The sequence below is a fragment of the Kribbella sp. VKM Ac-2569 genome (assembly GCF_004216905.1).
Taxonomy (GTDB): Bacteria; Actinomycetota; Actinomycetes; order Propionibacteriales; family Kribbellaceae; genus Kribbella.
This window is the reverse complement of record NZ_SGXJ01000007.1, coordinates 117,335-136,611: the sequence shown is the minus strand read 5'-3', so window position 1 is coordinate 136,611 and position 19,277 is coordinate 117,335. Positions and strand designations below refer to the sequence as shown.

The 19,277-nt window shown below is 67.7% G+C and carries 17 protein-coding genes; 11 read left to right on the top strand and 6 right to left on the bottom strand.

Annotation, left to right across the window (positions count from 1 at the left end; translation table 11 throughout):
• The first annotated feature begins 121 nt into the window (after nt 1-121).
• Nucleotides 122-532, top strand: a complete 411-nt coding sequence (locus tag EV649_RS36925) for a hypothetical protein (RefSeq protein WP_130388354.1) — start codon at nt 122-124, stop codon at nt 530-532.
• A 53-nt stretch (nt 533-585) separates the two neighbouring features.
• Here the strand turns inward: EV649_RS36925 and EV649_RS36920 are convergent, their stop codons facing one another.
• Complete coding sequence (locus tag EV649_RS36920; RefSeq protein ID WP_130388353.1) at nt 586-1,695, bottom strand: crosslink repair DNA glycosylase YcaQ family protein; 1,110 nt, start codon at nt 1,693-1,695, stop codon at nt 586-588.
• A gap of 100 nt (nt 1,696-1,795) precedes the next feature.
• Here EV649_RS36920 and EV649_RS36915 point away from each other — a divergent pair, with 100 nt between their 5' ends.
• Together EV649_RS36915 and EV649_RS36910 are read left to right on the top strand one after the other, a co-directional pair.
• Nucleotides 1,796-2,641: a hypothetical protein gene (locus EV649_RS36915; protein WP_130388352.1), complete on the top strand. Its 846-nt coding sequence runs from the start codon at nt 1,796-1,798 to the stop codon at nt 2,639-2,641.
• A 117-nt stretch (nt 2,642-2,758) separates the two neighbouring features.
• Nucleotides 2,759-3,013 carry a hypothetical protein gene (locus EV649_RS36910; protein WP_130388351.1) on the top strand — a complete coding sequence of 85 codons (255 nt, stop codon included), beginning with the start codon at nt 2,759-2,761 and terminating at the stop codon, nt 3,011-3,013.
• A gap of 36 nt (nt 3,014-3,049) precedes the next feature.
• Here the strand turns inward: EV649_RS36910 and EV649_RS36905 are convergent, their stop codons facing one another.
• From EV649_RS36905 to EV649_RS36885, 5 genes are all read right to left on the bottom strand, one after another.
• Nucleotides 3,050-5,419 (bottom strand): glycoside hydrolase family 65 protein, encoded by a 2,370-nt coding sequence (locus EV649_RS36905; RefSeq protein WP_130388350.1) that lies wholly within the window; start codon nt 5,417-5,419, stop codon nt 3,050-3,052.
• A complete protein-coding gene (locus EV649_RS36900) occupies nt 5,416-6,159 on the bottom strand; it encodes a beta-phosphoglucomutase family hydrolase (RefSeq protein WP_130388349.1) in 744 nt (247 codons plus the stop codon). The genes EV649_RS36905 and EV649_RS36900 overlap by 4 nt, the downstream gene beginning before the upstream one ends.
• A gap of 20 nt (nt 6,160-6,179) precedes the next feature.
• Nucleotides 6,180-7,130 carry a sigma-70 family RNA polymerase sigma factor gene (locus EV649_RS36895; protein ID WP_130388348.1) on the bottom strand — a complete coding sequence of 317 codons (951 nt, stop codon included), beginning with the start codon at nt 7,128-7,130 and terminating at the stop codon, nt 6,180-6,182.
• Nucleotides 7,127-7,540, bottom strand: coding sequence for a glyoxalase superfamily protein (locus tag EV649_RS36890; RefSeq protein WP_130388347.1), 414 nt, complete (start codon nt 7,538-7,540; stop codon nt 7,127-7,129). Before EV649_RS36890 ends, EV649_RS36895 begins: the two co-directional genes overlap by 4 nt.
• Nucleotides 7,541-7,644: 104 nt before the next feature.
• The gene (locus EV649_RS36885) at nt 7,645-8,649 is read right to left on the bottom strand and encodes an acetylxylan esterase (protein WP_241999140.1); all 1,005 of its coding nucleotides are present in this window, start codon (nt 8,647-8,649) and stop codon (nt 7,645-7,647) included.
• A gap of 145 nt (nt 8,650-8,794) precedes the next feature.
• Here EV649_RS36885 and EV649_RS36880 point away from each other — a divergent pair, with 145 nt between their 5' ends.
• From EV649_RS36880 to EV649_RS36845, 8 genes are read left to right on the top strand one after another with little or no spacing between them, the layout of a single operon-like run.
• Entirely contained in the window at nt 8,795-9,382 is a 588-nt protein-coding gene (locus EV649_RS36880; protein WP_157996383.1) for a PadR family transcriptional regulator, read from the top strand.
• Nucleotides 9,383-9,422: 40 nt separating this feature from the next.
• Nucleotides 9,423-11,006 (top strand): sulfatase, encoded by a 1,584-nt coding sequence (locus EV649_RS36875; RefSeq protein WP_130388344.1) that lies wholly within the window; start codon nt 9,423-9,425, stop codon nt 11,004-11,006.
• A gap of 10 nt (nt 11,007-11,016) precedes the next feature.
• A complete protein-coding gene (locus EV649_RS36870) occupies nt 11,017-12,531 on the top strand; it encodes an ABC transporter substrate-binding protein (RefSeq protein ID WP_130388343.1) in 1,515 nt (504 codons plus the stop codon).
• A gap of 4 nt (nt 12,532-12,535) precedes the next feature.
• Nucleotides 12,536-13,477, top strand: coding sequence for an ABC transporter permease (locus EV649_RS36865; protein WP_130388342.1), 942 nt, complete (start codon nt 12,536-12,538; stop codon nt 13,475-13,477).
• Nucleotides 13,474-15,168 (top strand): dipeptide/oligopeptide/nickel ABC transporter permease/ATP-binding protein, encoded by a 1,695-nt coding sequence (locus EV649_RS36860; protein ID WP_130388341.1) that lies wholly within the window; start codon nt 13,474-13,476, stop codon nt 15,166-15,168. The genes EV649_RS36865 and EV649_RS36860 overlap by 4 nt, the downstream gene beginning before the upstream one ends.
• A complete protein-coding gene (locus tag EV649_RS36855; RefSeq protein ID WP_130388340.1) occupies nt 15,161-15,991 on the top strand; it encodes an ATP-binding cassette domain-containing protein in 831 nt (276 codons plus the stop codon). Before EV649_RS36860 ends, EV649_RS36855 begins: the two co-directional genes overlap by 8 nt.
• Nucleotides 15,988-17,748 carry a sulfatase gene (locus tag EV649_RS36850; protein ID WP_130388339.1) on the top strand — a complete coding sequence of 587 codons (1,761 nt, stop codon included), beginning with the start codon at nt 15,988-15,990 and terminating at the stop codon, nt 17,746-17,748. Before EV649_RS36855 ends, EV649_RS36850 begins: the two co-directional genes overlap by 4 nt.
• Entirely contained in the window at nt 17,748-19,256 is a 1,509-nt protein-coding gene (locus EV649_RS36845; RefSeq protein ID WP_130388338.1) for a sulfatase, read from the top strand. The genes EV649_RS36850 and EV649_RS36845 overlap by 1 nt, the downstream gene beginning before the upstream one ends.
• Nucleotides 19,257-19,277 lie beyond the last annotated feature (21 nt).

Sequence of the window (19,277 nt, the reverse complement as noted above, 5' to 3'; positions counted from 1 at the left end):
AACAGAGCCGTTGGTCAAGAGCTGAACACATCCACCGGAAAGTGAACAGAAAGTCGACAGAAAGCACCCGTGGCTACCGTCGCGTCTCGAATGACATCCCACAACAAGGAGCGATCTCGCTATGCGAACCCTGAGCACCAGGCTCAAGGCTGTCCTCGGCGTGCTGGTCTTGACGACCACGGCATTCGTGGCAGTCAGCATCACTCACCCGGGCAAGGCTGACGCCGCCGGCTGTCTCGACGGCTCCAACCAACAGGACGTCTCGCTACCGAGCGGTTCCCTGCGGTACCCCAGCAGCGGCTACTTCAAAACGACCAGCAACTGCCAGGACATCAACCTGTCGGGGAACCCCTGGTACTCGCAAAATGTACGTGCCATCAAGGTGTGCTTCAGGACGGCAGGGTGCCAGGACCACTGGACGAACGTCAAAGGCAGCAGCTGGTACGAGATCGCGACCAACGTCAAGGACGGCACCGAGTACTACTTCAAGTTCTACAGCTACGGAAAGTGGCACGGCCTGGTCGCCGACTGACATCCGCCGCGGGCCAGACGAACCCGATCCGGGTGTGTCTGGCCCGTGACGTGTCAGCCGCCCGGCCCCAGCACGAGTTCCAGTTGCAGCCATTTTGCGAGGTCGCGGATTTCGCGGTGGACGGTGGCGGTGAGGGTCTTGGAGAACGGTTCGTCCTCGTGGATCGCGTTGACGCGGAAGATGCCGGACTTCCGGTCCGACATCGCGTCGAGCTTCCCGACCAGGCGGTCGTTGTGCAGGATCGGCAGCGCGAAGTAGCCCCACTTACGCTTGGCGACCGGTTTGTACATCTCCAGCTGGTAGTCGAAGTCGAAGATCTCCAGCAGCCGCTTCCGGTCGTACACCAAACGGTCCAGCGGCGACACGATCGCCGTACGGCCGGTGAACGGCCGGTCGAGCAGCTCCGGATCGACCCGCCACTCGCCGCGGACGCCGTCCACGACGGCCCGCTCCCCCGCCTCGCCGGCGTCGAGCGGTTCGCCCGGGCACGCCGGTCCCTTCGCCCGCAGCAGACCCATCGAACGTAGCCGCTGCTCGTCCCGCATCCGGGCCGCCTTCGCGATCGGCACCGCGGGATCGTCGGGGTAGACCCGGGACGCGAGGTCCCACAGGCGATCCCGGCCGTCGCGGCCCGCGATCGCGACCTCGCCGCGCTGCATCATGAACTCGAGCAGCTGCGACACGTTCCGGTTGTTGGTCCAGCCGCTCGATCTCCACGGCTGCACGCAGGTGTCCGGCAGCTCGCGCATCACCAGCGGACCGTCCTGCCGTAACCGCTCGAGGATGTCGACGCGGCAGCCTTCGTTCGCCCGCACCCAGTCCCGCCGGTACTCCTGCCAGTCGAGCGGCTCCCCGTCGCTCGGCCACGCCACCATCTCGGCCCGGAACAGCGCCAGCGTCTCCGGCAAGCGCACGAACCCGCGCAGCTCCAGCAGCTCCAGCGAGGCGAGCGCGTCGGCCAGCTCCGTCGGGTCGTACGACGAACCGAGCCGGCTCCAGGTCACCAGATCGGCGTTCGGCGCGACGTACGCCGTCTGGTCGAGCTGCAGCACGTTCAGACCGCGGACAACCTCGAACAAATCGGCTGGTCGCTCGCTGGTCAGCAGCTGCGCGCGCACGGCCAATCGTCTCGCATCTCGCTTCGAGAGCTGATGAATGGTCACGATCTGAGGCTAGGCCATGGCGCGGACAGTATCCTGGGAGTGATTCTGAGGTTGTACCCGAGTGGGTGGGGACCTGGTGCTCGGAGTTCAGGGGGTCATAGTGGCAGTACGTAGTCGGGCGCTCATGCCCTGTGCTGTGGTGCTGGCGTCGTTGGTCGTCGCCGGCTGCTCGGTCGCCGAAGGGTCTGGTCTGCCGCCCACGGCGCAGCCGACGCCGACAATCGTCGCGTCTCCCACGCAGGCATCACTCAAACCAGCGACCGACTGTGCCCGGTCGACCGTGTCGCTCACGACGGCGTCGGAGACCGATGGCGTCCAGCTGACCCTCAGCACCGATCCAAGCGGTACGTCGTTACTCGTGAAGAACACCGGCAGCCTGTCGGTCGTGGTGATCCCGGATGCGAACTTCAGCAGCCACCTGGTGGCCGCGCCGTACGCCAACCCGCAGGACCAGGCGTCGCGGGCCGCGCTGATCGCCGTCAACAACAGCGGCGCGAAGCTGCCGGGCATCCCGAAGTACGTCCCCCTGACCCAGGTGATCAACGTGCCGCCGCAATGGTCGGTCTGCGCGCTCACCGACGACGTCAAGCACACCGCGACCGTCCGCTACCTCCAGGACAAGCCGTCCAGCGCGGAGTACTTCGTCACAAAGGCTCTGGCCGACCAACTGATCGTCCGGAGCGGCTCGAGCTCGGAGGAGACCCGCCCGGCGCTCATCCGCTGCGCGAAGACCACTCTGGCCGTGCTCAAGAAATTCCCGAAACTGTCGGACATCCAGGTGTACGTCGAGATCCTGAGCCGCTCCACGTGCCGGGCCGGCTACAAGGCCCTGGTGGGCGACACGCGCGCGACCGAGCAGCTCGAGGCCGCTGTCATCGGACGGCTCGGCGGCGCTCCCCGCCTGCTCGCCAACAGCCAGCTCTTCACCCTCACCGCGCGACCCTGACCGGCCGAGATCACCCAGGGTCGGGTCCGGGTCCGGTCAGGGAGAACTCCCCTGCCGCGGGCCCGGTCGCGACGGCAGACTGGAGTCCTACCGTTCGACCCTCGGAGGACATCAGCCATGATCGGCTTCATCATCGCCGGACTCGTCATCGGAGCGCTGGCCCGGCTCTTCACGCCCGGCAGGCAGAAGCTCGGCCTGCTCGCCACGCTGCTGCTCGGACTGGCCGGCTCGGTGATCGGCGGGACCATCGCGAGCTTCCTCGGCACCGGCGGGATCTTCGAGCTGAACGTGCTCGGGTTCATCGTCGCCGTGATCTCGTCGGTGATGCTCGTCGGCACCGCCGAGTCGCTGGCCGCCCGCAAGAAGGCCTGACCAACCATCCCCTGACGTCTGGCGAAGCGTCGGCCTTCAGCTGTCCTCGTTGATCGCCATCGCCGGCCGCGGCTCGCGGCCCGGCGGCTGCGGCGGCCGAGGCAGCAACGGCCGCCGCTTCTCCAGCGTCCGGACCACCGGCTGCTTCGCGGTGACCGTGAGCTCCTCGCCGGCGTGCCGGATCGTCATCGACGCGTCCGGACCGTCGTGCACCGAGTACTTCACCGCCACCGGATCGATCTCCACCTTCAGCCGGACGCCGCGCCACCGGATCGTGAAACTCAGCCCGGCCAGGCCGATCGGCAGCGCCGGATCGAACGACAGGCCGCCGTTGTGCTCGCGCAACCCGCCGAAGCCGGCGACCAGCGCGCTCCAAGCGCCACCGAGCGACGCCATGTGCAGGCCGTCGCCGGTGTTGTGGTGCAGGTTGCGCATGTCGATCAGCGCGGCCTCGTACGCGTAGTCGTACGCCAGATCCAGATGCCCGACCTCGGCCGCCATCACGGCCTGCACGCACGCCGACAACGACGAGTCCCGCACCGTCAGCCGCTCGTAGTAGTCGAAGTTCCGCGCCTTCTCCTCGGCGGTGAACGCGTCGCCACACCAGTACGTCGCCAGCATCAGGTCGGCCTGTTTCACCACCTGGGTGCGATACAGCTGGAAGTACGGCGCATGCAGCAGCAGCGGATACCTGCCCTTGTAGGCCTCGAAGTCCCACACCGCGTACCCAGTGAAACCTTCGGACTGCGGGTGTACGCCGAGGTCCGCGTCGTACGGCACGTACACGGCAGCCGCCGCGTCCCGCCAGCCGGCCTCTTCCTCGCTGTCGACGCCGAACTCCCGTGCCTTGGCCGGCAGCTTCGCCGCGACCTCGGCCGCGGACCGCAGGTTGCGTGCCGCCATGAGGTTGGTGAAAACGTTGTCGTCGGCAACGGCGCTGTACTCGTCCGGGCCGGTCACACCGGGCAGGTGCCAACGGCCTTTGCGGTCGTGGTGGCCCAGCGAGATCCACAGCCGGGCGGTCTCGACGAGCAACTCCAGTCCGACCTCGTCGAGGAAGGCCTCGTCGCCGGTGGCCCGGTAGTACCGCATGACGGCTTCGGCGATATCGGCGTTGATGTGGAATGCCGCCGTACCCGCGGGCCAGTAGCCGGAGCACTCCTGGCCGCGGATCGTCCGCCACGGGAACGAGGCGCCCTTGAACCCCAGCTCCTCGGCCCGTTGCTTGGCCATCCGCAGCGTCGAATGTCGCCAGCGCAGCGCATCGGCGGCCGCGTCCGGCATCGTGTAGGTCAGCACCGGCAGCACGAAGCCCTCGGTGTCCCAGAACGTGTGCCCGTCGTACCCGGCTCCGGTCAGCCCCTTCGACGGGATCGCGCGCCGCTCGGCGCGCGCACCGGCCTGCAGGACGTGGAAGAGCGCGAACCGCACCGCCTGCTGCAACTCCGGGTGCCCCTGCACCTCCACGTCGGCGCCGTCCCAGAAGTCGTCCAGGAACTCGACCTGCTGCTTGGTCAACCCGTCCCAGCTGGAGAACCGGGCACTCGCGAGCGCGGCCGCGACCTGGTCCCGGATCGCGGTCTCCGACCGCAGGCTGGACCATCCGTAGGCCAGGTACTTCACGACGCGCAGACTCTCGCCCGGCTGCAGCTGGCAGATCACCGTGGTCCGCGCCCAGTCCTCGCGGACGTCCTGGTCCATCGCGTAGCGGGCCGTCGTGTCCACCTCGTGCGACATGGCCGCGGCCATCAACTGCTGGCTACGCGTCGTCCGGTGGATCAGGACGGTCCCGTGCTCGCCGCCGTCATGGCTGACCGGCTTCAACGGGTTGTCCAGTACGGCGGCCACGCGCGGATCGTCGGACAGCTTCGGCTGCGCCTCGTTCGCGACCAGCTCGGACTGGATCACGAAGCGGGCGGGCTGGTCGACGGGCTCCACGACGTACTCGATCGCGGCCACCGCGCGCTGGGTGAGCGATACCAGGCGGCGGCTGCGGACCTTGATCCGCTTGCCACCGGGCGACGTCCAGTCCACGTCGCGCTCGAGCATGCCGGTCCGGAAGTCCAACGAGCGCTCGTGTTTGGACAGGTAGCCGTAGCGGACGTCGAACGGCGAGTCGTCGACGAGCAGCCGGATCAGCTTGCCGTTGGTGACGTCGACCAGGGTCTGCCCGGACTCCGGGTAGCCGTAGCCGGCCTCGGCGTACGGGAGCGGACGCTGCTCGTAGAACGAGTTCAGGTACGTGCCGGGAATCGCGTACGGCTCGCCCTCGTCGAGGTTTCCGCGCAGTCCGATGTGGCCGTTCGACAGCGCGAACAGGGACTCCGCCTGGGCCAGCTTGTCCATGGCGAGCCGCGTCTCCCGCAGCCGCCACGGCTCGATCGGGTGGTGGCCTCGGTCGATCATTGGTTCTCCAGCAGCTCAGCGAGATCGCGGACCACGACGTCGGCGCCGTGCGACTTCAGGTCGGCGGCCTGGCCGACGCGGTCCACACCGATCACATGCCCGAAATGGCCCGCACGGCCGGCGGACACGCCGGCGAGTGCGTCTTCGTAGACCGCCGCCTCCGACGGCTCGAGGCCGAAGCCCTTGGCCGCGGCGAGGAACGTGTCCGGCGCCGGCTTGCCTTTCAGGCCCTCGGTCCGGATCGTCACACCGTCGACGATCTGCTCGACGTACTGCGCGAGACCGGTGACGTCCAGCACCTCGCGGGTGTTCGCGCTCGACGACACCACGGCCCGGCGGAGGCCGGCCTTCTCGGCGGCCTGCAGGTACCGCCGGGAGCCCTCGAACACGTGCACGCCCTCGGTCCGGATCCGCCGCTGCACGGCCTCGTTCTTCCGGTTGCCGAGGCCGTTCACGGTCATCGCGGACGGTGGATCATCCGCGGTCCCCTCCGGCAGTGTGATGCCGCGCGCGGTGAGGAAGTCCCGGACACCGTTGGCCCGCGGCTTGCCGTCGACATACGCGTCGTACTCCGCGCGCGCGTCGAACGCCTGGAAGGCGATCCCGTGCTGCGCCGCATAGTCACGAAGGAACTCGTCGAACATCTCTTTCCATGCGGCAGCGTGAACGGCAGCGGTGTCGGTGAGCACACCGTCCAGGTCGAACAAGCAGGCCTGGATCCCCGTAGGTAGTCCCAGCATGCTCCCCACAGTAGCGGGGGCTAGGGGGTCAACCGGTCAGGGAGGCCGAAGGCGGGAAAACGGGAGTAGCCGAAAGTCATGATCTCGGCGATCTTTCCGTCGTGCACCCGCAGCACGTCCAGCTTGAACGCCCGCCACACGGTGTCCCCCGGACGGAGCAGGTACGACGCTGCCGCGGGCAACCGGTTCGCCGACGTCGGCACCAGCCGCCACTCGCCTTCGCGGTTCGGTCCGAGTCCACGTTCGAACAGCGGAAGGCATGCGGTGAGGCCGTCGAACGACAACCGGTCGGGCGGCATCGAGATCCGCAGGTCCTCGGCCGCGATCGCTATCGCCGCCGCGGCGTCGCACCGCTGGTGCGCGTCGATGAAGCGCGCCAGCACTTCTCGCTCCTCAGCTGTCGGCTGCGGCGCACTCCAGTCGCTCCGACGCACGGGCAGGCGTTGCTGCATCGTCACCCGGGCTCGCTGGAGTGCACTGTTCGCCGCGGCCACGCTGGTGTCCAACAGCCCGGCAGTCTCCGAAGCCGACCAGCCCAGTACGTCGCGGGCGATCAGGGCAGCCCGCTGTCGAGCAGGCAACGCCTGAAGGGCGATCAGGAACGTCAGCTCGATCGTCTCCCGATCCACGGCCACCACGTCGGGCCGATCATGGGACGGAGCGATCTCGTCGAGCAAACGGTCCGGGTAAGGCTGCAACCACACCAGGTCCCTCGCGGTCGGCCGCCGTACGACGTCCAGGCAGATGTTCGTCGCGATCTTGTAGAGCCAAGCCCGGAAGTACGTGCGCCCGTCGTACGAGGCGCGGGCACGCCACGCGCGCAAGAACGTGTCCTGCACCGCATCCTCGGCCTCGTCGTACGACCCGAGCATCCGGTAGCAGTGCACGTGAAGCTCCCGCCGGTACTGCCCGGCCAGGGCGGCGAACGCGGTCTCATCACCCGCGAACGCCGCCTCTTCCAGAGTTGTCACGGCCGGTGTCCTACCTCCTGGACCGTCCAGCCGTTGCCGTCCGGGTCCTCGAAGGACAGGAAGGTGCTGTAGTCGGAACGGTCCGGGTGCAGGCCGTCCTGTTTGCCCTGGCCACCGAAGTGGAACGGTTCGCTGACCTCGACGCCGCGCTCGACCAGCTCGGCCCGCGCTGCCTCGATGTCCTTCACCACCAGGTGCGTGCCCTGGTAGGTGCCCGGCGTCGCCGAGGTCACCCCGATGCCGATGGTGATCGAGCACGCCGACCCGGGCGGGGTGAGCTGCACGACCCGGAACGAGTCCCCCACCCGATGGTCGACGTCCTCGGCGAACCCGAGCTGGTCGGTGTAGAACTTCTTCGCCCGATCCACGTCCGACACCGGCACGATCACGAGCTCGAGTTTCCAGTCCATCTGTGCCATCTTGCGGCCTCCCGCGGTCACCGTCGGTCCAGTCTGACCGACATCCATGACCGTGTAACGCCGCCCGGACCGAAAACTCATCGGTCCGGCGATGACTATTTCCCGGCGGCCTCGAAGATCCCGGCGAACCAGTCGAGCTGCGCGAGTTGCTGGTACGTCTGGCCGCCCTCGTGGTTGTTGTAGTGGTAGACCTCGATGTCCTTCTGCTCGCTCCCGGTGGCGCCGTAGTGGTTGAACGCGGCGAACACCGTCGAAGGCGGGCAGGTGGCGTCCATCAGCGCGACCGAGAACAGCGCCGGCGCCGTGGCCAGCCGGCCCAGGTTGACGCCGTCGAAGTAGCTGAGGGTGTTCAGCGCGGCGTCGACGTCGTGCCGGAATCCCTTCAGGTACCGCGTGATCTCGCCGTACGGATCCTTGTCGGTGATCTGCAGCGCCCGCTGGAAGTGACACAGGAACGGTACGTCGGGAGCGCAGCCGAGCAGCTCGATCCCCGCGATGGGCGCGAGGCCGGCCGCGGCGATCGAGATGCCGCCGCCCTGGCTGCCGCCGCTGACGATCAGCTTGTCCGGATCCACGAACGGCGACGTCCGCGCCGCGTCGATGGCCCGCACCGCGTCGATGTACACGCGGCGGTAGTAGTACGTCTCCGGGTCGGTGATCCCCAAGGTCATGAAGCCGGGCGTGTGGTTCAGACCGGCGTACGGCGTGTCGTCCGGCGTCCCGTCGGGGCCGCCGGAGCTGTAGCCCTGGCCGCGGGTGTCCATCACGAAGTGGGCGTAACCGGCCTGCGCCCACAGCGTGGTCGCGTGCGGGAAGCCGCGGCCGCCGGAGTACCCGTGGTACTGCACGACGGTCGGCAGCGGGCCGTCCGTGCCGGCCGGAACGTGCAGCCAGCCCTTCACGGGCGAGCCGCCGAAGCCGGCGTACGTGACGTCGTAGGTGTCGATCACCGCGAGCTTGTTGTCGATCGGGGTGAACGTTGCGGACAGGTCGTCGGCGCGCGCCTTCTCGAGGGACCGGCGCCAGAAGTCGACCAGATCGGCGGGAGCGGCCACCTCGGGCCGGTACTCGCGGAGCTTGTCGAGGGAAAGGTCGAACATGGCCATAAGTGACAAACCTACGCCCACGGAGCACCCGCCGGAAAGCGATGTCCACATCCGGCCGGGCGCCGAACCCTTGACGGGTTATTCCACTTGTGGTGTCCTCTCGGGTATTCCACTTGTGTCATACCGGTCGGAGGCGATCGTGAAGCTCGAGCACATCCTTCTCGGCGTGCTGCTGATGCGCCCCAGCACCGGGTACGACCTCAAGCGCTACATGGACGCCCGCGGGACGTTCCTGCGTCCCAACACCCAGATGAGCCAGGTGTACCGCTGCCTGTCGTCGATGGAGGAGCGCGGCTGGGTCTGGCACACCGTCGAGCCCCGGCCGGGTGCCCAGGACGCCAAGACCTACCGGGTCACCGACGAAGGGATCACGGTGTTCATGGACTGGCTCACGGCGCCGTACTCCCCGACCACGATCTTCACCCGGGATCCCGGGTTCTACGGGCGGCTCGCGTTCTGCGGGTTCCTCCAGCCCGACCAGGTGATCGAGCTGCTCGATCGGGAGATCCTCGCCCGGCAGCTGCAGATCAAGCGCTTCCGCGACCGCGACCGCTCCGTTCCCGAGGAGCCGGAGCTGCCGTACGACGCGGAACTCCAGGCCTTGGTCGAGGAGCGGACCCACGAGCTCGGTTCGCAGTACATGGACCAGCACGTCGCCTGGTGCATCGAGCTCCGCGAAGAGCTGCAGAGCCGCAGCTCCCAGCGGCGCATCCGCGCGGTCGACTGACCGCCGGCCACGTTGGCTGCCCCCTTTCAGGAGCACAGCTATGCCTACTTGCAGGCCGAACGTGCTGTGGATCAGCACGCACGACATCAACCCGCATCTCGGTTGCTACACGGGGATCTGGCCGGGTGCCGAGCAGGCGTCCACGCCGCGCCTCGACGCGCTCGCCGCCGACGGGCTGCTGTTCGAGCAGGCCTTCGCCGCGGCGCCGGTGTGCGGTCCGTCCAGGAGCGCGATCGTCACCGGCTGCTTCCCGCCGGCGATCGGCACCATGCACATGCGAACGCGCGCCACTCCCCCGCCGGAGGTCCGCCTGCTCCCCGAGTACTTCCGTGCCGCGGGCTACTGGACCGGCAACACCGCATTCACCGACTTCCAGGTCGACGTTCCCGAACCGGTGTACGACGAACTCGGCGACCACGCACACTGGCGGCTGCGCGAGGACCCGGAGCAGCCGTTCTTCATGGCCTTCCACAGCCTGATCACGCACGAGTCGCAGATCTACTTGAGCGACGAGGAGTTCGCGGGCAAGACGCCCGACGCGCAGCGGGTGCAGAAGGCCGACGTACCGCCGTACCACCCGGACACCGAGGTGTACCGGACGTCGTGGCGCCGCTATCTCGAGCTGATCAGTCAGATGGACCACTGGGTCGGCACCCTCCTCGACCAGCTCGAGGAGGACGGGCTCGCGGACAACACGATCGTCGTGTTCTGGAGCGACCACGGGCTCGGGATGCCGCGCGGCAAGCGGTGGGCGACCGAGCTCGGGTTCCGCGAGCCGTTGATCGTCCGCTGGCCGGAGCGGATCGCGCGCGGATCGACGTACGCCGAACCGGTCGCGCTGATGGATCTGGCGCCGACGATGCTCGCGATGTGCGGCCTCGAGGTACCGAGCCACATGCACGGCGAGGTGATCCTCGGGCCCGACGGACAGATCCAGGACCGCAGCGAGTACGTCGTGAGCGCCCGGGACCGGATGGGTGAGGCCGAGGACACCTCCCGCTCGATCCGTGACCGCCGGTTCCGCTACACCCGCCATCTGCATCCGGACCGTTCTCCGATGGGCCACACCGAGTACCCGGACAACCTGTGGACCTGGAAGGAACTCCGCCGGCTGTTCGCGCAGGAAGCCCAGCAACAGCTGGCGTTCGGCGAACCGCCGTCGATCCTCACCGATCTGCAACGCTCGATCGTTGCCGCAAGCAAACGTGCGCCGGAGGAACTGTACGACCTCCGGAACGATCCGCACGAGGAGCACAACCTCGCCGGGTTGCCCGGGTACGCCGACGTACAGCAGCGGCTCGCCTCCGCGCTCGACACGTGGCTGGCCGAGGTCGGCGATCTCGGCACCAGACCGGAGCGCGACCTGCTCGCGCGATGGCGTCCCGACGGACGACGTCCACGCGCCGCGGAACCCGAAGTCGGCAACCGAGACGGCCTGGTGGCGCTCACGGGGACGACAGACGGCTCCACGATCGGCTGGACGACCGACCCTCCCACGGCGGACAGCCGTCGGTGGCAGCTCTACACCGCCCCCTTCACCCCACCCGCACCGATCTGGGTCAAGACCTGGCGGCTCGGCCACGAGCCCAGCGCAGACGTCCCGATCGCAGCACCCGCACGTTAAGGAGCCGATCATGCTCATCCGCCGCTGCAGCGCGTTACTCGCCGCTGCCGCACTCGTCGTCGGCGCCGGCGCCTGTTCCGGCACCAGTGCGAGTTCGTCCGCCGCGAGGACGCTGACGATCGCGAACGTCCTCGACAACAACTCCTTCGACCCCACCCAGCTGAACATCGGCAACCAGATGCAGTACTGGTCACCGGTCTTCGACACGCTGCTGACCCGCGACAAGGACAACAAGCTGAAGCCCTGGCTCGCGACGTCCTGGGCGTACGACGCCAAGCGCACCACGCTCAACCTGAAGCTGAAGAGCGGCGTGAAGTTCACCGACGGCACGCCGTTCGACGCGACCGTGGTGAAGGACAACCTGACCAACCTCGCCGCCGGGACCGGGCAGAACGCGTACATGAGCCGGTCGATCGCGACGTACCAGATTGTCGGCCCGACCGAGCTGAACCTGAAGCTGAAGGCGCCGGACCCCGGGCTGATCGACTACCTGGCCAGCGTCGGCGGCGTGATGGCGAGCCCCAAGTCGCTCAAGTCGGCCACCGTCGCGACCGTGCCGGTCGGCAGCGGCCCGTACGTGCTGGACAAGACCGGGACCGTTGCCGGGAGCACCTATACGTACAAGCGGAACCCGGGCTACTGGAACGCCGCCGCCTTCCCGTACGACAAGATCGTTATCAAGCCGATGACCGACGTGACCGCACGGCTGAACGCCCTCAAGTCCGGGCAGCTGAACGCGACACTGACGGACACGAACTCGCTCGCTGACGCCAAACGCACGGGACTGACGGTCAACACGACGCCGGTCAACTGGAACGGCCTGCTGCTGATGGACCGCGAGGGCAAGCTGGTGCCGGCGTTGAAGGACCTGCGGGTCCGGAAGGCGATCAACTTCGCGTTCGACCGGGAGGCGATCCTCAAGAACGTCTCGCACAGTGAAGGTGCGCTGACCACCCAGATCTTCAACGCCGCCGGCGACGGGTACGACAAGTCGCTCGACAGCACCTACAACTACGACCCGTCGAAGGCCAAGCAGCTCCTCGCCGAGGCCGGCTACGGATCAGGCTTCTCGATCACGATGCCGGAGTCGCCCGGGTTCGCGCAGTACAACGCGATCATCGAGCAGCAACTGGCCGCGGTCGGTATCAGGGTGAAATGGGTCAAGGTCCCGGTCAATGCGGTCATTCCGGAGATCCTGTCCGGCAAGTACCCGGTGGTGTTCATGACGCTGGGCAGCCAGTCCGCGTGGCAGGACATCCAGAAGGCCGTCACCCGCAAATCGCCGTGGAACCCGCTGAAGGCCGGCGACCCGCAGCTGGACAAGCTGCTCGCCACCGCCCAGAACGCATCGGAGGCACAGCTGCCGGCCGCGATGAAGGCGGTCAGCAAGTGGCTCGTCGACAATGCCTGGTTCGATCCGTGGTACCGCGAGAACAGCGTCTACCTGAGCGATGCGAAGACCGCGGTCGCCATGCAGGCCTACAACGTGGCGCCCGGCATCAGCTCGTTCTCCCCGAAGGAGTGATGGCATGCTCGGATTCATCGGGCGCCGGCTGGTCGCCTGTCTGGTACTCGTCGTGGTGATCGCCGGCATCACCTTCCTGCTCGCCTTCTCCGCCACGAGCAACGTCGCTCGCAACCTGCTCGGTGAGAGCGCCACCCCGGACCAACTGGCCGCGAAGAACGCGGAGCTCGGCCTGGACAAGCCTCTGCTCGCGCAGCTCGGCACGTGGGCCGGGCACGCGGTCCGCGGCGACCTGGGCATCTCCTGGTTCACCAACGAGCCAGTGGCGCAGGCGATCGCCAACCGGCTGCCGGTCACCTTGTCCATGGTCGTCCTGGCCGTTTCCCTGACGGCACTGATCAGTGTCGGGCTCGGTGTGGCGGCAGCGGTACGTGGCGGCTGGCTGGATCGGGTCATCCAGGTGCTGAGCGTCGCCGGGTTCGCACTGCCGAACTTCTGGGTCGCGCTGGTCCTCGTGGTGTTCTTCTCGGTCACCCTCGGAGTCCTGCCGGCGACCGGCTACGTGCGGCTCTCGGAGTCACCCGGCAGTTGGGCGGCCGCCCTGGTACTGCCGGTGGCGTCCCTGGTGATCGGGAGTACGGCGTCCGCCGCGCAGCAGGTCCGTGGCGCGGTCATCGACGTACTGCGCCAGGACTTCGTCCGCACGTTGCGGGCCCGGGGCATCAGTCCGCGGTCCGTACTGTTCCGGCACGCGCTGCGGAATGCGGCGATTCCCGCGCTGACCGTGCTGTCGCTGCAGTTCATCGCGCTGCTCGGCGGTGCCGTGGTGATCGAGAAGGTGTTCGCGATCCCGGGTCTCGGCACGCTCACCGTCAACGCGGCGCTCCAGGGCGACGTACCGGTGCTGATGGGCGTCGTGGTCACGCTGGTCGTCCTGGTCGTCATCGTCAACCTGGTCATCGACGTCGTCAGCGGCTGGGTCAACCCGAAGGTGCGTGTCGAATGACAGCTCGCAAAGTGTTCCGCAACCCGCTGGCGGTCGCGGCGCTGGTGATTCTGTTGGTGATCGTGCTGGCGAGCGTGTTCGCACCGCTGGTCGCGCCGCACAGCCCGACCGCGCTCCGGCTCGACAGGATCAACGCCGGCCCGGGGAGTGGCTACCTGCTCGGCGGTGACGGTGCCGGCCGGGACATCTTCAGCCGCCTGCTGTACGCCGGCCGCAACACCCTGACCGGCGCGGTGATCGCTCTCTCGGTGGCACTGGTGCTCGGTGTGGTCTCCGGTCTGCTCAGCGGGTACTACGGCGGTCTGCTCGACGGCGTCCTCGGTTGGGGCGCCAACCTGCTGATGGCCCTGCCGACGATGATCGTGCTGCTCGCGCTGTTCCAGGCGCTCGGCTCGTCGATCTACCTGGCCATGGTCGCGTTCGGTGTGATGCTGTCACCCGGTTTCCACCGCCTCGTGCGGAGCCAGGTGATGGCGGTCAAACACGAGTTGTACGTCGACGCGGCCCGGGTCTCGGGGCTGAGCGATCCCCGGATCATCGGCCGCCACGTGCTCCTGGTTGTCCGCGCGCCGATCGTCATCCAGGCCGCCGTCGTGGCCGGTATCGCGATCGTCGTCCAGTCCGGGCTGGAGTTCCTCGGCCTCGGCGATCCGGGGACGCCGACCTGGGGCGGCATGCTGCAGGACGCGTTCACGAACATCTACACGTCCCGGATCGCGATCTGGTGGCCCGGTATGACGATCGCTCTCACCGTCGCGTCACTCGTCCTGCTGGGCAACGCGATCCGCGACGTCATCCAGCGCACCGAGCGGGTCCGCAAACCACCGAAACCGCCGGAGCTCGTCCCCGCGACCCCGGACACCGATGAGCTGCCGCTGCTGCGGATCACCAACCTGACCGTCGGGTACCCGAGCAACGACGGCTACCGCGAGGTCGTGCACGGCGTCGATCTCGACGTACGGCACGGAGAGGTGATGGGTCTGGTGGGCGAGTCGGGTTCGGGTAAGACCCAGACCGCGTTCTCGGTTCTCGGTCTGTTGTCGCCTGGCGGGACGTTGCTGGGTCAGAGCAGCATCGCCTTCGACGGCACCGAGCTGGCCCGGCTGCCCGAGTCCGAGCGGCGAGCACTGCGCGGCCGGCGGATCGGGTACATCCCGCAGGAGCCGATGTCGAACCTCGACCCGTGCTTCCGGGTCGGCGAACAGCTCGTCGAGCCGTTGCGCGCGGTCAGCGGCCTGTCCAAGCAGGCGGCTGTCACCGAAGCGCTGCACCTGCTGGAGCGCGTCGGGATCCCGGAGCCCCGTCGTACGTTCGCGGCCTACCCGCACGAGATCTCCGGCGGTATGGCGCAGCGGGTGCTGATCGCCGGCGCGGTCTCGGGCAAGCCCGATCTGCTGATCGCGGACGAGCCGACGACGGCTCTGGACGTGACCGTGCAGGCCGACGTACTCGACCTGCTGCGCGGGTTGCAGACCGAGTTCGGTATGGCGATGTTGCTGGTCACGCACAACTTCGGAGTGGTCGCGGACATCTGCGACCGGGTGGCCGTGATGCAGGACGGACGGATCGTCGAGGTCAACGACGTCCGGCCGTTGTTCGCGAGTCCGAAGCACCCGTACACGCAGACGTTGCTCGGCTCGACGCTCGAGGACAGCGCGCCGCGCACCCGCCTGGAGGTGAATCATGCTTGAAGCACACAACGTCGTGGTGGAGTACGCCGGCCGCGGCTGGCGATCGAAAGGCTTCAAGGCCCTGCACGACGTCTCGTTCGACATCAAGCCGCACGAGACGCTCGGCCTGGTCGGTGAGTCCGGCTCCGGGAAGACCACGATCGGGCGGGCGATCCTCGGCCTGGTCCCGGTCGGTTCCGGATCGATCCGGTTCGACGGGCGGGAGCTGGTCGGGATGTCGCGCCGGGAGCGCCGGCGGTTGAGTGACGACATCCAGGTGGTCTTCCAGGATCCGTACAGCTCGCTCAATCCGTCGATGACCGTCGAGGACATCCTGGTCGAGCCGTTGGTCGCCCGTCGTACGGCCGACCGCCGTCAGGCCAGTGTTCGGGTCCGCACGCTGCTCGACCAGGTCGGTCTGCCGCACGACGCCGTACATCGGCTGCCGCGGGAGTTCTCCGGCGGTCAGCGGCAGCGGATCGCGATCGCGCGGGCGCTTGCACTGCAACCGAAGCTGATTGTCTGTGACGAGCCCGTGTCCGCGCTGGACCTGTCCACGCAGGCGCGCGTGCTCGACCTGTTCATCTCGATCCAGGAGGAGACCGGCGTGGCCTATCTCTTCATCTCGCACGACCTCGCGGTCGTCCGGCACATCAGCCACCGCGTCGCGGTCCTGTACCGCGGCGACATCGTCGAGTACGGCGACGTGCTCGACGTCACCGAGCGGCCCGAGCACCCGTACACGAAACGGCTGCTGATGGCCGCACCCCTTCCCGACCCGGACCGCCAGGCAGTGCGCCGCCAGGAGCGTCGCGACCTGCTGGCGAGTGAGGCGATTGCATGAAACGCGCTGTGATGGTCATGTACGACTCGCTCAATCGGCGGATGCTGCCGCCGTACGGCGCGGAGAACGTGCATGCACCGAACTTCAGCCGGCTGGCCGAGCGAACCGCGCTGTTCGAGAACTGCTACGCCGGGAGCATGCCGTGCATGCCGGCGCGGCGTGAGCTGCACACCGGCCGGTACAACTTCCTGCACCGCTCGTGGGGTCCGCTGGAGCCGTTCGACGACTCGATGCCGGAGCTGTTGCAGCAGAGCGGCGTGCACACGCACCTGGCGACCGATCACCAGCACTACTGGGAGGACGGCGGGGCGACGTACCACAACCGGTACTCGACGTTCGAGTTCTTCCGGGGGCAGGAGGGCGACCGGTGGAAGGGACATGTCCGTGATCCCGAGGTGCCGGAGACGCTGAACGCGACGACGTTCCTCAGCCGGCAGGACTGGGTGAACCGGCAGTACCTGCAGGACGAGGCGCGGCATCCGCAGACGCTGACGTTCGACGCGGGCGTCGAGTTCATCGAGACGAACGTTGCCGAGGACAAGTGGTTCGTGCAGATCGAGACGTTCGACCCGCACGAGCCGTTCTTCAGCTACGACGAGTACCGGCGGTTGGCCGGGGTCGACACCGAGGCGCCAGTGTTCGACTGGCCGTCGTACCGGCGGGTGGTCGAGTCGCCGGAGGAGGTGGAGCGGGCGCGCGGTGAGTACCTGTCGCTGCTGACGATGTGCAACCGCTCGCTCGGCCGGGTGCTCGATCTCTTCGACCGGCACGGGTTGTGGGACGACACGATGCTGATCGTGTGCACCGACCACGGGTTCCTGCTCGGTGAGCGGGGGTGGTGGGGCAAGAGCGTGCAGCCGTGGTTCGACGAGACGATCCACACGCCGTTGTTCGTCTGGGACCCGCGGGAGCGGGCAGCAGGGGTACGACGGGACACCCTGGTGCAGACGATCGACATCGCGCCGACGCTGCTCGACTACTTCGCTGTCGAGGCTCCGGCCGATATGCAGGGCCTGCCGCTGACAGGCGATCAGACACGTGCGGGCGCATTGTTCGGCTCACATGGTGGCCATGTCAACGTGACGGACGGCCGCTATGTCTACATGCGGGCCTGCGCGGACCCGTCCAACGGTCCGCTCTACAACTACACGCTCATGCCCACACACATGCGCGCCCGCTTCCGACCCGGGGAGCTGCAGGACGCGACCCTGACCGACGGCTTCACCTTCACCAAGGGCGTCCCACTGCTCAAAGTCGCAGGCCCACCGGTCGGGAACCCCTGGTGGCACGGTTCGCTCCTGTTCGACCTCCAGAACGATCCGCAACAGCAGCACCCGTTGCGAGACGACGAACTGGAGCTGCAACTGTGCGGTCTGATGGTCGACCTGATGCGCGCCAACGACGCCCCTGCCGAGCAGTACGAACGCCTCGGTCTGCCCGCCGAAGGGCATGTGCAGACAGAGCATCTGCTCATCGAACGCCAGTGGGACCAGGCGCAACTGGCCCTCCAGCCGTCAGTACGCCGGAGCGAGCTCGCAGCGGACTCTCCACTGCGAACGCTGACGCTGACCGACGTACTGGAGCGCTTCCCGGACGCACTGCCACGTCACCTGATCGCCGGGCTCAACGGAATGCGCAGGCTCGTCCCGACCGCGCCCCTGCTCGAGGTGTTCGCCGCGCATCCCGGTGTGACCGCTGAGATGATGCTGGAGCTCGACACCGCACTGTCCGACCACATCACCCGAAAGGTGAGTTGATGCGCCAGCCGAACAGGCCGAACATCGTCTTCGTCATGTCCGACGACCACGCCGCGCACGCGATCTCGGCGTACGGGAGCAAGGTCAACAGCACGCCGCACCTGGACCGGCTGGCCCAGGACGGGGTGCGGATGGACGCGACGTACTGCACGAACTCCATCTGTTCGCCGTCGCGAGCGTCGATCCTGACCGGGACGTACAGCCACGTGAACGGGGTCGCGTCGATCTTCACCGAGATCGACTACCGCGTGCCGACGTTCGCCGAGGTGCTGAATGAGGCCGGCTATCAGACCGCGCTGTTCGGCAAGTGGCACCTGGGCGAGCGGCCGGAGTCCGCGCCGCGGCACTTCGACGCGTGGCGGGTGTTCCCCGGGCAGGGTGAGTACGTCGACCCGCTGATGCTCGGACCGGACGGTGCCTCGTCGGTCCCTGGATACGCGACAGACATCGTGACCGACCAGAGCATCGACTGGATCAGGCAGCGGGACCCGGACCGGCCGTTCCTGCTGTTGGTGCATCACAAGGCACCGCATCGGCCGTGGGTACCGGACGAGAAGCACAAGCACCTCTATCCGGTCGGTTCGATCCCCGAGCCGAGCACGCTGTTCGACGACCACAGCACGCGGAGCCAGGCGGTCCGTGGCGTCCGCATGTCCGTTGCGGACGACCTGGGTGCGGACGAGCTCGGTGAGGAGCTGCCGGGCGAGCTACGCGGCCCGGAGAACCGGGAGGCGCGGATGCGGTGGAAGTACCAGCGCTACCTTCGCGACTACCTGCAGTGCGTCCAGAGCATCGACGACAACGTCGGACGGCTGCTCGACGTACTGGACGAGGAGGGGGTCAGTGACAACACGGTTGTCGTCTACACGTCCGACCAGGGGTTCTTCCTCGGCGACCACGGGTGGTTCGACAAGCGGCTGATGTTCGACGAGTCGCTGCAGATGCCGATGATGATCCGCTGGCCGTCGGTGATCCCGGCCGGCAGCACCTGCGACGCGATGGTGACCAACGTGGACTTCGCGGCGACGTTCCTCGACATGGCCGGCGCGCCGGTGCTGCCTACTTCGCAGGGCCGGAGCTTCCTGCCGGTACTGCGTGGTGAGGAGGTCCCGGACTGGCCGGACGCCGTGTACTACCGGTACTGGGAGCACGACGACCCGATCCACCACGCTCCGGCGCACTACGGCGTACGGACGAAGGAGTTCAAGCTCATCCACTACTACGGCGCCGGTCTCGGCGTACCAGGGTCGTCGGAGCGGCTCTTCGAGTCCGAGTGGGAGCTGTACGACCTGCGCAAGGACCCGGAGGAGCTCGTCAACGTAGCCAACGACCCGGCGTACGCCGAGACCCGCGCTGCGCTGACCGTCCAACTGGCCGAGCTACAAGCGCACTACGCGGACCTCCCTTACGAGGGCCCGTCAACACCGGCGCCGACCTGGTCATGGGCAGACGAGAAGTCCCTGCAGCAGGTAGCGGAGTACACCAAGCGCCTGTCACAGGAGGCGTAACTTAGGACCGTGGAGAAGCGG